10 protein-coding genes are annotated in these 15,174 nt (G+C 35.0%); 7 read left to right on the forward strand and 3 right to left on the reverse strand.

Translation table 11 applies throughout. The features are described from left to right. Window positions 1–116: 116 nt before the first annotated feature. Window positions 117–1,505: a phosphoglucosamine mutase gene (gene glmM / locus FEZ18_RS00630; protein WP_153266520.1), complete on the reverse strand. Its 1,389-nt coding sequence runs from the start codon at window positions 1,503–1,505 to the stop codon at window positions 117–119. Between the two features lie 81 nt (window positions 1,506–1,586). Here glmM and FEZ18_RS00635 point away from each other — a divergent pair, with 81 nt between their 5' ends. The 3 genes from FEZ18_RS00635 (at window position 1,587) to FEZ18_RS00645 (ending at window position 4,690) form a co-directional block, all read left to right on the forward strand. Further along, window positions 1,587–2,183 carry an ACP phosphodiesterase gene (locus FEZ18_RS00635; protein WP_153266521.1) on the forward strand — a complete coding sequence of 199 codons (597 nt, stop codon included), beginning with the start codon at window positions 1,587–1,589 and terminating at the stop codon, window positions 2,181–2,183. Further along, entirely contained in the window at window positions 2,180–3,883 is a 1,704-nt protein-coding gene (gene ggt / locus FEZ18_RS00640) for a gamma-glutamyltransferase (protein ID WP_153266522.1), read from the forward strand. The genes FEZ18_RS00635 and ggt overlap by 4 nt, the downstream gene beginning before the upstream one ends. Before the next feature lie 75 nt (window positions 3,884–3,958). Then, window positions 3,959–4,690: a hypothetical protein gene (locus FEZ18_RS00645; protein WP_153266523.1), complete on the forward strand. Its 732-nt coding sequence runs from the start codon at window positions 3,959–3,961 to the stop codon at window positions 4,688–4,690. 333 nt (window positions 4,691–5,023) lie between these two features. Here FEZ18_RS00645 and FEZ18_RS00650 read toward each other — a convergent pair whose 3' ends face one another. Next, window positions 5,024–5,446: a hypothetical protein gene (locus FEZ18_RS00650; RefSeq protein WP_153266524.1), complete on the reverse strand. Its 423-nt coding sequence runs from the start codon at window positions 5,444–5,446 to the stop codon at window positions 5,024–5,026. Window positions 5,447–5,448: 2 nt separating this feature from the next. Next, complete coding sequence (locus FEZ18_RS00655) at window positions 5,449–5,814, reverse strand: PadR family transcriptional regulator (protein ID WP_153266525.1); 366 nt, start codon at window positions 5,812–5,814, stop codon at window positions 5,449–5,451. A 169-nt stretch (window positions 5,815–5,983) separates the two neighbouring features. Here FEZ18_RS00655 and uvrA point away from each other — a divergent pair, with 169 nt between their 5' ends. From uvrA to FEZ18_RS00675, 4 genes are all read left to right on the forward strand, one after another. Continuing rightward, window positions 5,984–8,815: an excinuclease ABC subunit UvrA gene (gene uvrA, locus FEZ18_RS00660; protein ID WP_153269009.1), complete on the forward strand. Its 2,832-nt coding sequence runs from the start codon at window positions 5,984–5,986 to the stop codon at window positions 8,813–8,815. A gap of 63 nt (window positions 8,816–8,878) precedes the next feature. Then, window positions 8,879–9,568 carry a TIGR00730 family Rossman fold protein gene (locus FEZ18_RS00665; protein WP_153266526.1) on the forward strand — a complete coding sequence of 230 codons (690 nt, stop codon included), beginning with the start codon at window positions 8,879–8,881 and terminating at the stop codon, window positions 9,566–9,568. A gap of 95 nt (window positions 9,569–9,663) precedes the next feature. Further along, a complete protein-coding gene (locus FEZ18_RS00670; RefSeq protein ID WP_228122802.1) occupies window positions 9,664–12,483 on the forward strand; it encodes a metalloprotease in 2,820 nt (939 codons plus the stop codon). 168 nt (window positions 12,484–12,651) lie between these two features. Then, window positions 12,652–15,063, forward strand: a complete 2,412-nt coding sequence (locus FEZ18_RS00675) for a thiamine pyrophosphate-dependent enzyme (RefSeq protein WP_153266528.1) — start codon at window positions 12,652–12,654, stop codon at window positions 15,061–15,063. Window positions 15,064–15,174: the final 111 nt, after the last annotated feature.

Below are 15,174 nucleotides of genomic sequence, written 5' to 3' on the forward strand. Positions count from 1 at the left end.
AACACCTTTTCCTGAATTACAACTCAATAGAAGTAATATGGTAAAAAGCACTATTTTAATTTCTCGTATCATTTTGTTCGAATTGCCACTAACATCAGCAAACAAACCATCAATTCTTATCCTTTAGCAATCTCCCCAATCTCTGCAATAAACTTATCAGCTAGACCATCGGCTTCTTCTTGCGATTTTGCTTCGGTATAAATTCGTACAATGGGTTCAGTGTTACTTTTTCTTAAGTGTACCCAACTGTTATCAAAATCTATTTTAACACCATCAATAGTTGTTAATTGCTCGTTTTGGTAACGGTTTTCTATGGCTTTTAAAACCGCATCAACATCCAACTCTGGCGTTAATTCTATTCTCTTTTTACTCATAAAATAATTAGGATAGGTTTCACGAAGGGCGCTAACACTCATTTTCCTTTCTGCTAGCAAACTCAAAAATAGAGCAACCCCAACCAAAGCATCACGACCGTAATGAGATTCGGGATAAATAACCCCACCATTACCTTCGCCACCAATAACCGCGTTATTTTTTTTCATCAATTCTACTACGTGTACTTCACCAACGGCACTAGCCTCGTAATGGCCTCCATATTTTTCAGTCACATCACGTAAGGCTCGAGTAGAGCTCATATTACTTACGGTATTTCCAGGCGTTTTGCTTAATACATAATCGGCACAAGCCACTAGAGTGTAATCTTCTCCAAACATGTTTCCGTTTTCGTCTACAAAGGCTAAGCGGTCTACATCTGGATCGACTACAATACCGAAATCGGCATTTTCTTTAACCACTTTTTTAGATAAATCTCCCAAATGCTCTTTTAAAGGCTCCGGATTGTGAGGGAAATGTCCTGTGGGCTCACAAAATAATTTAATAGGCTCTACACCCAAACGCTCTAAAAGCAAAGGTACCGCTATACCACCCGTAGAATTTACACCATCAACTACCACTTTAAATTTGGCGGCTTTAATAGCCTTCGCATTTACTAGGGGTAGCTCTAAAACCTCATCAATATGTATATCAATATAGGCATCGTTTCTTGTAATTTTCCCTAAGTTATCCACTTGGGCAAAACTCATAGTGTCGCTTTCGGCAATTTCTAAGATTTTAGCACCTTCGGCAGCCCCTAAGAACTCCCCTTTTCTATTTAATAGTTTTAAAGCATTCCATTGTTTTGGGTTGTGGCTAGCTGTTAAAATAATCCCGCCATCGGCATGCTCTAATGGTACAGCAATTTCAACGGTTGGAGTTGTAGATAGTCCTAAATCAATCACATGAATTCCTAATCCAACTAAAGTATTCATGACTAAATCCTGAATCATTTCACCAGAAATTCGTGCGTCACGCCCCACTACTACTCGATAATGCTCCTTGTTAAGTTGCTGTTTTATCCAAGTGCCATAAGCCGATGCAAATTTAACCACATCAATTGGTGTTAAATTATCCCCAACCGGTCCACCAATGGTGCCACGAATTCCTGAAATAGATTTTATTAAAGTCATGTCTTATTTTGTGTTAAAATTAATTACAAATATACAATTACATTGCTTCTTTTATTAAGTGGTAATTTGTAATTTTCAAAAATGAATTATTTAGCGCATATTTACCTCTCTGGAAATAACGAATTGGTTACTATTGGTAATTTTATGGCAGACAGTATTAAGGGTAGTAGGTTTAAAAACTATGAAAAAGACATCCAAATTGGTATTTTATTGCACCGTAATATTGATACATTTACCGATGCCCATAAAACAGTGCGGCTAAGTACAAAAAGACTTCACAAAAATTACAGTCATTATTCTGGTGTGATAGTCGATATTTTTTACGATCATTTTCTAGCAAAAAATTGGAGTGACTATTCCGCCATACCGTTACAGGATTATGTGCATTCATTTTACAATTTACTAGAGACATATTACCAGGTATTACCTCTTAAAATTCAAACCATGATGCCTTATATGATTGCGAACAACTGGCTTTATAATTATGGCTCAATTGAGGGCATCGCTAAAGTGTTGAAAGGTATGGACTCTAGAACTCAAAACCGTTCGGGCATGCGTCATGCCGTAAACGAATTGGAGGCTTATTATACCGATTTTGAAATCGAATTCACCGCTTTTTTTGAAGAACTTATTGAATTTTCTAAACTTAAATACAACGAACTAAACAATAGCTTATGAAACATTTTATTGCACTATTATTAATTTTTATCGTCACTCATTCTTGTAAAAAACAAGATGCAGTTTTGCAGGATAAAACTTCCAAAAGAGGTTTAATCACACCAAAGGCTATGGTGGTTTCTGCTCGAGAAGAGGCCTCTAAAATTGGTACTGCTATTCTTCAACAAGGCGGTAATGCTTTTGATGCGATGGTGGCTACCGAATTGGCTTTGGCAGTAGCCTATCCTTATGCTGGAAATATTGGTGGTGGAGGATTTATGGTTTATAGAAAAAATAATGGCGATATAGGTGGTCTTGACTACCGAGAAAAAGCACCAATGGCAGCCACAAAAAACATGTATCTGGACGATAACGGCAACGTAATCCCTAAAAAGAGCACTTTAGGCGCTATGGCCGTTGGTGTCCCTGGAACCGTTGCAGGCGTTTTTGCCGTTCATGAAAAACTGGGCTCCTTACCTATGGAAGCTATTTTAAAGCCCGTAATTGCTTTGGCCCGAAAAGGTGTTGTGGTAACCAAAAAACAAGAAAATAGAATTAAAAATTTTCAACCGTATTTTAGAGAGGCCAACAAAGATTCTATACTTTTTGAAAAGCCTTGGAAAGAAAACGACACCATTAAATATAACGCTCTGGCTAATACGCTAGACCGTATTTTATTACATGGCAAAGATGAATTTTATAAAGGCGAAACCGCCAAAAAACTCGCTAAGTTTATTCAAGATAATGGCGGTATCATTACCGAAGAAGATTTAGCTAAATATGAAGCCAAGTGGCGCACGCCTATCACCTTTAATTATGACGATTTAAGAATTATTTCCATGTCACCACCATCAAGCGGAGGGATTTGTTTGGCTCAAATCATGACTATGATCGAACCGTTTCCCTTACATGAATATGGCCATAATTCTTTAAAATCTATTCAAGTCATTACAGAAGCCGAGCGTCGCGCTTATGCTGATAGAAGTTTTTACTTGGGCGATCCAGATTTTGTAAACATTCCCATAGACACCTTAATTAACAAGGCTTATTTAAGCGGAAGAATGGACAGTTTTTCGTTCGAAAAAGCTACAAAATCTAGTGATCTATCCCATGGTAACATTCAAATTATTGAAAGTGACGAAACCACCCACTACTCTATTGTAGACCAATTTGGAAATGCCATTGCTGCTACAACTACTATAAATGCAGGGTATGGATCGAAATTATACAGCAGAGAACTCGGTTTTTTCTTAAACAATGAAATGGACGATTTTAGCAGCAAACCCGGAGAACCTAATATGTTTGGACTCGTGGGTGCCGAGGCTAATAGTATTGCACCACAAAAACGCATGTTAAGTTCGATGACTCCAACCATTGTTGAAAAAAATGGAGCATTATTTATGACGCTTGGTACACCGGGAGGTTCTACCATTATCACCTCGGTATTACAAACCATATTAAATGTGCACGAATTTGGTATGACCATGCAAGAAGCGGTAAATGCACCAAGGTTTCACCACCAATGGTTGCCAGACGACATTAAGATGGAGCCCAATTCTTTTGATAGAGATTTAATACGTCAACTTAAAAAACTGGGCTACATAATTAACGAAGAAGATGCCCCTGTAATTGGTAAAGTAGATGGTATCTTGGTTTTAGAAAACAACAGCTTAGAAGGTGGTGCCGATCGCCGAGGTGACGATACTGCAGTAGGCTTTTAAGCTCCTATATGCTTATCGTCCAATTTATATTCATCTTATTTCCTATAGAAAACAGAACTACAAAAACGCGCTACCATGGCGAAACAAAAATCGAAGACAAAAAAAATAATTAAAGTAATACTTGGAGTCATTACATTTTTCACCTTACCAAGTCTACTGGCCTTTGGTTTTCTGTTTTTAAAGTATAACGAACCCCTTCCTGAAGGTGTTTTGGGTGAAAAAGCTGATGCACTAGCACATAAAATGCTTAATGCCTTAAATCATGAGAACTACCAAAATACAAATTATCTAGAATGGACATTTAACAAACGTCACCATTATAAATGGCAGAAAAATGATAAGATGTGCGAAGTGATGTGGAAAAGCTATCGCGTAAAGTTAAATCTTAAAGACTATTCGCGAAGTAAAGCCTACATAAACCGTATTGAAACCAAGGGCAAAAAAGCCGAAAAACTAATACAAAAGGCCATAAGGTTTTATAATAATGATTCGTTTTGGTTGGTTGCGCCCTATAAGGTGTTTGACAAGGGTGTACAGCGTCGTTTAGTCACCTTAAAAGATAACAAAGAGGCGCTTTTAGTCACTTATACCTCTGGTGGTTCTACACCAGGGGATTCGTATTTATGGCTACTAGATGAAACTGGTAAACCAAAAAGTTTTAAAATGTGGACAAGCATTCTTCCTATTGATGGTTTAGAAGCTTCTTGGAGCGATTGGATTATTACCGAAAGTGGAGCACAATTACCAAAATCTCACAAACTTTTATTTTTTACTATAGATATGGGAGAAGTAAAAGGCAGCTTTTAATTTTTTTGTATACCCGTTTGTAGCCAAAAAAAATTAAAAATTTGCGTTTCCTGCCAGCCGGCTAGTCTGGGTAATCTACGGGAAATAAATAGCTGCTCAATAATAAATAGTCCCACTAGTTTCGCTGAATAAAATTAATGTTTGTTTTTCGAAATGAAATAAAAGTGTCAATATATCATACAAATTATGAGATTATGACACTTTACAGAAAAGTACTAGTTTTTAATTCTTTTTGCAGTATTGGAGATTATGCAAGCACTAAACCTAAACGAAATTTGTAAGAAGATACAATGCATCCTAAGCGCTTCAAAATTTTTAATTTCCAACCGTGGTTTATTCAAACAAATTGTCTTTGTCTAAATTTTTAATAGATGATTTCCTTATAGACAAGAAATAAAGAAAATGCAATATCAAAAAAACGAGCCAAATTAATGCAGTGATATATATAACCTTTATGTTTTCGTATTTCGATTCGAATGCAAAAACGAACCACAATAAGGAGACGGTATTATGAGCGATGAAGGTCGATAGATGAAATCGAAATCCGACATCGTACAAGGGCAAATACTCATAATCCTTTTTGCCAAAGTAACGTCCATTAAACCACATTAAAATAGCATAAATAACAGCACATAAAATTATGGCAATAGTCATTTTATTAGTAATTGCAGTGCTTAAACCAGCTCTAAAAATTATGGTTAGCAATAAAGTAACCCAAGTGAATGTCAACAAGTTTTTTGTGAGTAATGTTTTCATAGCTATTTGTTTTTTAAGAGTTTATTTATTTCGGCAGAGAAAAATAGCTTGATATTTCTATCAATAAATTTTTCAAGTAATTCAACACCCATTTCAGTCAAAAAATAATACTTTCTATCAGGCCCCTTATTACCCTTTTTAAGAGTAAAGCTTACAACACCAATATGCTCATATTTTCGCAGGTTTCTGTACAGACTTTGCTCTTCGCATGTTATTGTATTTTTAGATTTAGTTTCAATAAACGCCTTAATTTCGTCTACGTATTTCTGTCCGTCCTTTAGCGCCAAGAATATCCATAAGGTAAGCTGGCCTTTTTTATAAGTTTCTTCCCAAGCCGAAAGTAAATCGGGTAGTAAATCTTTTGTCATAATCAAATAGTAATATACATCTTGTATAATACAAATATACATATTATTCTTTATTTTCAAAATATTTATTAAATTTTTGTGTATTAAGAAAATAAGGCCTCAGATATCTATAGACCCCACTACTGTATTTTTGTTAGCAAAAACCTTATCTTTGCCACTTTTAATTTCTATGGCAAATTTCGAAGAATTTATTGAAGTAAAAGGGGCGCGTGAGCACAATCTAAAAAACATTGATGTCTCCATTCCTCGCGAAAAACTAGTAGTGATAACGGGTTTATCGGGCAGTGGTAAATCATCTCTAGCTTTCGATACTATTTATGCTGAAGGTCAACGCCGTTATATTGAAACGTTTTCGGCTTATGCCAGGCAGTTTCTCGGGGGTTTAGAGCGGCCAGATGTCGATAAAATTGATGGCCTGTCCCCTGTTATTGCTATTGAACAAAAAACAACAAGCAAATCGCCGCGCTCTACCGTGGGAACCATTACCGAGATTTACGATTTTTTACGTCTACTTTTTGCTCGTGCCAGTGATGCTTACAGCTTTAACACGGGCGACAAGATGGTAAGTTATAGTGACGATCAAATTAAAACACTCATAAAAAGCGATTTTAACGGAAAACGCATTAATATTCTCGCTCCCGTAGTGCGATCACGTAAAGGACATTATCGCGAGTTATTCGAACAAATTGCTAAACAGGGCTTTGTAAAAGTGCGAACCGATGGCGAAATTCGAGACATCACTAAAGGCATGAAGTTGGACCGTTACAAAACTCACGACATTGAGATTGTAATTGACCGACTTGTTATTGACCCTACCGCCGACAACGATAAACGTCTTACAGAAACTATTAATACGGCCATGTATCACGGTGATGATGTTTTACTAGTGATTGATCAAGATACGCAAGAAGCACGTTATTTTAGCCGAAATTTAATGTGTCCGTCGTCCGGAATATCATATCCAAATCCAGAACCCAATAATTTTTCATTTAATTCGCCAAAAGGCGCCTGCGCAAACTGTAATGGCATTGGTGAATTGTATCAGGTAAACGAAAAAAAAATAATCCCAGACGACTCCCTTTCTATTAAAAATGGCGCCATAGCACCTCATGGCACCGAAAAAAACTCCTGGATTTTTAAACAGTTTGAAATTATTGCACAACGTTACAATTTTAAACTCACCGATGCTTACAAAGACATTCCCAAAGAGGCCAAACAAATTATTTTATATGGTGGCAATGAAAAGTTTTCTGTTGAAAGTAAAACCTTGGGCGTGACCCGCGATTATAAAATAGATTTTGAAGGGGTTGCCAATTTTATTGAAAACCAATATCACACAGCCGAATCTACTTCTTTAAAACGTTGGGCTAAAGATTATATGGATAAAATTGAATGTCCTGTTTGTGAAGGTTCACGCTTAAAAAAAGAATCACTCTATTTTAAAATTAACAATAAAAACATTGCCGAACTCGCTAATACAGATATTGCAGACCTTGCAGATTGGTTTCACGACCTTCACAAGCATTTGTCTAAAAAACAATTAAAAATTGGTGAAGAAGTGATTAAAGAAATTAAATCCCGAATTCAATTTTTGTTGGATGTGGGCTTAAATTACTTAACCTTAAACCGAAGCTCTAAATCCTTATCTGGAGGTGAGGCTCAACGTATACGATTAGCCACTCAAATAGGCTCGCAATTAGTGGGTGTGCTTTATATATTAGATGAACCTAGTATTGGTTTGCACCAACGTGATAACGAAAAACTCATTAATTCGCTTATTGCATTGCGAGACATTGGAAATTCTATTATTGTGGTAGAACACGATAAAGATATGATAGAACGCGCCGACTATGTGATTGATATTGGTCCAAAAGCAGGAAAATATGGTGGCGAAATAATTAGTATTGGCAGCCCAGAAGAGCTAAAAACACACCAGACACTTACCGCCGATTATTTAAATGGCAAAAAAGAAATTGAAATTCCCAAAAAACGCAGAGCTGGTAATGGCAAATTTATAGAGCTAAAAGGCTGCACAGGCAATAACTTAAAAAATGTTTCGGTAAAATTCCCTTTAGGAAAAATGATTGGAGTTACGGGAGTTTCTGGCAGCGGAAAATCCACCTTAATTAACGAAACCCTCTACCCTATTTTAAATGCCTATTATTTTAATGGCGTTAAAAAGCCCATGCCCTATAAAAGTATAAAAGGCTTGGAACATATTGATAAAGTAATAGATATTAACCAATCGCCAATTGGACGAACACCACGAAGTAACCCAGTAACTTATACAGGAACTTTTAGTGAAATTAGAGCGCTATTTGCAAAAATTCCAGAAGCTATGATTCGGGGTTATAAAGCAGGCCGATTTAGTTTTAATGTTAAAGGCGGTCGCTGTGAAACTTGTAGAGGTGGTGGTTTACGTGTTATAGAAATGAATTTCCTTCCAGATGTTTATGTAGAGTGCGAAACCTGCCAAGGCAAACGTTTTAACCGTGAAACCCTAGAAATTCGCTATAAAGGTAAATCTATTAGCGATGTGCTAAACATGACGATTAACGAAGCAGTAGCATTTTTTGAGCATATACCTAAAATTAGTAGAAAACTAAAAACCATACAAGATGTTGGCCTTGGATATATTACTTTAGGGCAGCAAAGCACAACACTCTCTGGTGGCGAGGCACAACGCATAAAACTGGCTACCGAATTAAGTAAACGCGATACTGGAAATACGTTTTATATTTTAGATGAACCCACTACAGGTTTACATTTTGAAGACATTAGGGTTTTAATGATTGTACTCAACAAATTGGCAGATAAGGGCAATACCGTATTAATTATAGAACACAATTTAGATGTGATTAAAACAGTAGACCACATTATAGATATTGGTTATGAAGGTGGAAAAGGCGGCGGAAAAATTATTGTTGAAGGCCCGCCAGAAGAGATTATAAAACATAAAAAGAGTCATACTGCTAAATTTCTTAAAAAGGAATTAAATTAGCAGACAAGTCGAGCAAAACCATACTAAAACATAGTATTTTAAAACAACATAATATTGAAACATATGAGAAAAGAAAAACATCCTAAAGGCTGGAACGAGATTAAGACAAACGATTCTTGGGCTATTTTTAAAATTATGGGTGAATTTGTTAATGGGTATGAAAAACTAAGCAAAATAGGACCATGTGTTTCTATTTTTGGTTCTGCAAGAATAAAACCAGACCAAAAATATTATAAATTGGCAGAAAATATTGCTAAAAGTATTGTAGAGGCTGGCTACGGTGTAATTACCGGAGGTGGGCCAGGCATTATGGAAGCTGGTAACAAGGGGGCACATTTAGCTGGAGGCACCTCAGTTGGATTAAATATTGACTTGCCTTTCGAACAGAATGATAACCCTTATATAGACCATGATAAAAGTTTAGATTTTGATTATTTTTTTGTGCGTAAAGTCATGTTTGTTAAATACTCTCAAGGCTTTGTTGTCATGCCAGGAGGTTTTGGTACTTTAGATGAACTTTTTGAAGCCATGACCCTTATACAGACTCATAAAATTGAAAAATTCCCCATAATTTTAGTAGGCTCAGAATTCTGGAAAGGCGCTTTAGAGTGGATAAAATCAACTGTTTTAAATGATTTTGGAAATATTTCTGCAGAAGATTTAGACCTAATTAAATTAGTAGATACCGAGAAAGAAGTCATTTCAATATTAGATGCTTTTTATAAAGAAACAGAATTAAGGCCTAATTTCTAACTTAAATCTTTTTAAAAGATTAAGTAGAAACTTATCAATTTATTATATTTTAGTGCAACACTTTTATAATTCTATTTCATACATTGAATAAACGCTTGCTTTTACTGTTTTTATTTGTTTCTTCAAATATTGCTGTTTTTAGTCAGAATAACATTGACTTAAAAGCCGATTTCGATATTGAAAACCGAGAAATTTCTATCTCTCAAACTATTCAATATAAAAACACTTCAAACGATGCGTTAAAAACAATATACTTAAACGATTGGAACAATAGCTATTCCACAAAAAAAACACCTCTAGCCATTCGCTTTGCCGAAGAATACGATACTAAATTTCATTTAGCCGAAAACGAAGACAGAGGTTATTCTGTTATTACTTCAATAATACAAGACAACGAAACCTTGATTTTTAACCAGTTAAAGAATCAAATAGACGTTGTAAAAGTGGAATTAAAAACACCCGTAAAACCCAATGAAACCTATACTTTAAAACTTGATTATATAGTTAAAATTCCCAAAGCCAAATTTACAGGTTATGGGATCTCTGAATCGGGAGATTTAAGCTTGAGGTACTGGTACATCACACCCGCTATTTACGACGGAGAATGGCATTATTATAGCAATAAAAATTTAGACGATTTATTTATCCCTAAAGCCAATTTAAATCTAGAACTTAAATACCCCAAGGGGTATACCGTAACATCAGAATTAAATGCCACAAAACCCATTCAGCATACAAATCATGATCTCGTAAAACTTTCTGGAAAAGACAGGGTTAACAATAAGTTATTTTTAAGTAAAGCTTCAGATTTTGAAACGATTCAATTTGATGAATTGTCAATCATTTCAAATATAAATGCTGGCGAGTTAGAAGTGCTAGACCAGGTTTTGCTTACTAAAAAAATCACAAAATTCATTCTTAACAACCTTGGAGATTACCCGCATGGAAAATTACTACTAACCGATATCGATTATAGTAAAGACCCTGTTTATGGTTCTAATTTCCTACCCAGTTTTATTAAACTTTATCCAGATAATTTTAAATACGAGCTAAAACTTTTAAAAGTAGCGCTTTACAATTATTTAGAAAACACCTTACTAATAAACCCCAGAAAAGAAAAGTGGCTAATCGATGGTTTACAGATTTATTTTTTAATGAATTATGTAGAGACGCACTATCCAGATATGAAATTTTTAGGCGCCTTAGCTAATTTCTGGGCTGTAAGACCGTTTCATGCCTCAACCATGACATTTAACGAGAAATACACTTTTGCTTTTATGACTATGGCAAGAACCAATAGAGATCAGCCATTAACAATGGCAAATGACTCCTTGCTAAAATTCAATTCTAATATTGCCAATAAATATAAAGCTGGTGTTGGACTAAAATATTTAGATGATTTTGTTAATGATGATATTGTTGAGCTTAGCATCAAATCATTTTTAGAACAAACAAAACTTGAGCCCACATCACCCCAAGCCTTTGAAGCTTATTTGAAAACGAAAACCACAAAAGATATTAATTGGTTTTTTACCGATTATTTGAACACGAGGGCTAAAATAGATTTTAAGATTAAAAATGTAAAAAAAACCGAAGATTCTATAACTTTAACCATAAAGAATAAGAGAAATAACAGCATGCCTATTTCTTTATACGCCTTAAATAACGATAGCATTGTTTCTAAATCTTGGATAGAAAATGTTAAGAATAGTAGAACACTAACAATACCAAGAAATAATGCGAATAAGCTAGTTTTAAACTATGAAGAAATTGCACCAGAGCTTAACGTAAGAGATAATTGGAAATCGTTAAAAGGATTTTTCTTTAACAACAAACCTTTACAGTTTAGGCTGTTTAAAGATATTGAAGACCCGAATTACAACCAAGTATTTATTATGCCTATTTTAGAATTCAATAATATTTATGATGGGGTAAACTTGGGTTTAAAAGCCTACAATACAACCTTACTGAGAAAACATTTTAACTATAAATTTGAACCGAGATACGCTTTAAAATCAAAATCCATTACGGGTTCTGCTGCAGCTTCAGTAAATCATTATTTAGAAAATAGCAACCTATATTCTATAAATTACGGTGTTAAAGGTGGTTATATATCTTATGCAACCGATTTATTTGTTAGAAAAATAATACCTTCAGTTACTTTTTTATTTAGAGATAATAATGATTTTCGTTCTAACAAAAGGCAACGATTAAAGTTTAGATATGTAGATATTAACCGGGACGAAGACCTAAATAACATCCTAAACACTACCGAACCCAATTACAGTATTTTTAATGTTAATTATTTAAACTCCAATGCCAATTTAATAAATTTTAGCAAATGGTCTACAGATTTGCAAATAGCTAAGACTTTTAGTAAAGTATCTTTTAACTATGAATTTAGAAAACTATTTGAAAATAACAGGCAATTAAATTTACGCTTTTTTACAGGTGCTTTTTTAAGCAATAAAACCGACAGTGCATCCGATTATTTTAGCTTTGCTTTAGATAGGCCAACCGATTATTTGTTTGATTACAATTATTTAGGGCGTTCTGAGACGACTGGAATATTTAGCCAACAATATATTACAGCCGAAGGAGGTTTTAAATCTAAATTAGAAACCCCATTTGCAAACCAATGGATTAGTACGCTTAATATGAGTACAACTTTATGGAAATACGTCTTAGTTTATGGCGATATTGGTTTGGTTAAAAATAAGTTTATTAAACCGAAATTTGTTTACGATTCTGGAATTAGAATTAATTTGGTAACCGACTATTTTGAAATCTATTTGCCAATTTACTCCAATTTAGGCTGGGAAACAGGCCTACCCAATTACGATCAAAGAATAAGATTTAAGTTTACTGTAGATCCACAATCACTATTAGGACTATTTAGAAGACGTTGGTACTAGATTTTCTGTTTTTATCTTATTATCAAAAAATAAATTGTTTTACTGCGTATTTAGTAATTATATCTTAAAATAATACATATTTTTAAAAATTACCAAGTTTTTTTGTACTTGTAATAATTGTACAAACAACTAAATTTGTCTATTTTTGCAGAAGTTAAAGCCTCAAAAATGCAAACAATTCCTGATTTGAAAAACAATATTTCTTTCGAAGATTTTAAAACAGAAATTCTAAACGATTACGCCCTAGCAGTAAGAAGTAGAGAATGCAGCTTGCTAGGTCGTCGGGAAGTTTTAACTGGTAAGGCCAAATTTGGAATATTTGGCGACGGAAAGGAAGTGCCACAATTAGCCATGGCAAAAGCGTTTTTAAAAGGCGATTGGCGCTCTGGCTACTATCGCGATCAAACGTTTATGATGGCAATCGGTGCTTTAACCATAGAGCAGTTTTTTGCAGGTCTATACGCCAATACCGATTTAGCCTTAGAACCCATGTCGGCTGGTCGCCAAATGGGAGGTCACTTTACAACACATAGCCTTGATGAAAATGGCGTTTGGAAAAATCTAACAAACCAATACAATTCTAGTCCAGATATCTCCCCTACAGCTGGGCAAATGCCAAGATTATTGGGTTTAGCACAAGCCTCTAAGATATTTAGGGAGGTAAAAGGTATAGACAGCACCAAATTCTCTAATAACGGGAACGAAGTCGCTTGGGGCACCATTGGCAATGCCAGTACAAGCGAAGGCTTGTTTTTTGAGACTATTAACGCGGCAGGCGTTTTACAAGTTCCTATGGTTATTAGTATTTGGGACGATGAATATGGTATTTCTGTGCACGCCAAACACCAAACAACAAAAGAAAACATTTCGGAAATATTAAAAGGTTTTCAGCGTAACAATAAGGAAAAAGGTTTTGAAATTTTACGTGTAAAAGGCTGGGATTATGCAAATTTGATTGAAACCTATCAAGAAGCTTCAACCATTGCGCGAAAAGAACATGTACCCGTACTTATTCACGTCCAAGAATTAACGCAACCACAAGGGCATTCAACTTCAGGATCGCACGAGCGTTATAAATCTGCAGAACGTTTAGAATGGGAGAACAAAAACGACTGTAATGTAAAAATGCGCCAATGGATTATTGAAAGCGGCATTGCTACCAACGAAACCCTTACAAAAATTGAGGGTGATTTAAAAAAAGAAGTTCGAGAAGCTAAAAATAAAGCTTGGAAAGATTTCTTGAAACCCATTCAAATAGAGCAACAAGAACTTATTTCAATTTTAAATAAGGTAGCCGCTTCGAGTGTAAATGGGATTTTTATCAAAAAGATAATAGAAAATCTATCTGATAATAAAACACCTACTAGAAAAGATATTTTATCGCAGGCAAGAAAAGCTTTAAGACATACATTGGGTGAAACAAATGCGGCTAAACAAGAACTCGCAGAGTGGATAGATGCGATGTTTAAAAAAGTACAACCAAGTTTTAGCTCCCATTTATATTCTGAAACCGAAAATTCAACGATTAATATCAAAGAGGTAAAACCAAGTTATAAAGACGATGCTGCACAAGTTGATGGTCGTGTAATTATTCGAGATAATTTTGATGCTATTTTTAAAAACCACCCAGATACTTTAATCTTTGGAGAAGACACCGGAAATATAGGTGATGTAAATCAAGGTTTAGAAGGCCTACAAGAAAAATATGGCGAACTTCGGGTTGCCGATGTTGGTATTCGTGAAGCCACAATTATTGGTCAGGGTATTGGTATGGCACTGCGTGGTTTAAGACCGATTGCAGAAATACAGTACTTAGATTATATTTTATACGCCCTAAATGTTATTAGTGACGATCTAGCAACATTACATTACAGAACAAAAGGTAAACAAAAAGCCCCTTTAATAATTAGAACACGCGGGCATAGACTTGAAGGTATTTGGCATTCGGGTTCTCAAATGGGAGGTATTCTTAATTTAGTACGTGGTATTCATGTTTTAGTGCCTAGAAATATGACTAAAGCCGCTGGGTTTTACAATACCCTTCTACAAGGAGACGATCCTGCTCTCGTGGTAGAATGTTTAAATGGTTACCGTTTAAAAGAAAAAATGCCAGAAAATTTATGTGAGATTAAAACGCCATTAGGCGTCGTAGAGACCTTAAAGTTTGGCACAGATATTACCTTGGTTTCCTACGGCTCTACACTGCGTATTGTACTAGAGACCGCAAAAGAATTGTTATCTGTTGGTATAGATGCCGAGGTTATTGATGTACAATCTCTATTACCCTTTGATTTAAACCACGATATTGTTAAAAGCATAGCGAAAACCAATCGCGTTATGATTATCGATGAAGATGTGCCTGGAGGTGCTTCGGCCTATATTTTAAACGAAGTTATAAACACTCAAAATGCCTATCAATATTTAGATAGCCAACCCAAAACACTAACTGCAAAAGCACACAGACCAGCTTACGGTAACGATGGCGATTATTTCTCTAAACCTTCGGCAGAAGATATTTTTGAAGCCGTTTACACTGTAATGCACGAGGTAAATCCGCAAGATTATCCAAAATTAAGATAAATTACAAAGCATAACTAATACCAATTTAACCATATAATGCCTTATTAAATAGCTTCTTTTTCGCTTACTTTTCATCAAAAATAATTACCGTAACGATGCAATGCTATTTAT

The sequence above is a fragment of the Oceanihabitans sp. IOP_32 genome, from assembly GCF_009498295.1.
Taxonomy (GTDB): domain Bacteria; phylum Bacteroidota; class Bacteroidia; order Flavobacteriales; family Flavobacteriaceae; genus Wocania; species Wocania indica.

Excerpts from the sequence above, each read along its gene's own strand:
- uvrA (WP_153269009.1), top strand. The coding sequence starts at position 5,984 with ATGGCAAATTTCGAAGAATTTATTGAAGTAAAAGGGGCGCGTGAGCAC.
- FEZ18_RS00655 (WP_153266525.1), bottom strand. The coding sequence starts at position 5,814 with ATGACAAAAGATTTACTACCCGATTTACTTTCGGCTTGGGAAGAAACT.
- FEZ18_RS00675 (WP_153266528.1), top strand. The coding sequence starts at position 12,652 with ATGCAAACAATTCCTGATTTGAAAAACAATATTTCTTTCGAAGATTTT.
- FEZ18_RS00665 (WP_153266526.1), top strand. The coding sequence starts at position 8,879 with ATGAGAAAAGAAAAACATCCTAAAGGCTGGAACGAGATTAAGACAAAC.
- FEZ18_RS00645 (WP_153266523.1), top strand. The coding sequence starts at position 3,959 with ATGGCGAAACAAAAATCGAAGACAAAAAAAATAATTAAAGTAATACTT.
- glmM (WP_153266520.1), bottom strand. The coding sequence starts at position 1,505 with ATGACTTTAATAAAATCTATTTCAGGAATTCGTGGCACCATTGGTGGA.
- FEZ18_RS00650 (WP_153266524.1), bottom strand. The coding sequence starts at position 5,446 with ATGAAAACATTACTCACAAAAAACTTGTTGACATTCACTTGGGTTACT.
- ggt (WP_153266522.1), top strand. The coding sequence starts at position 2,180 with ATGAAACATTTTATTGCACTATTATTAATTTTTATCGTCACTCATTCT.
- FEZ18_RS00635 (WP_153266521.1), top strand. The coding sequence starts at position 1,587 with ATGAATTATTTAGCGCATATTTACCTCTCTGGAAATAACGAATTGGTT.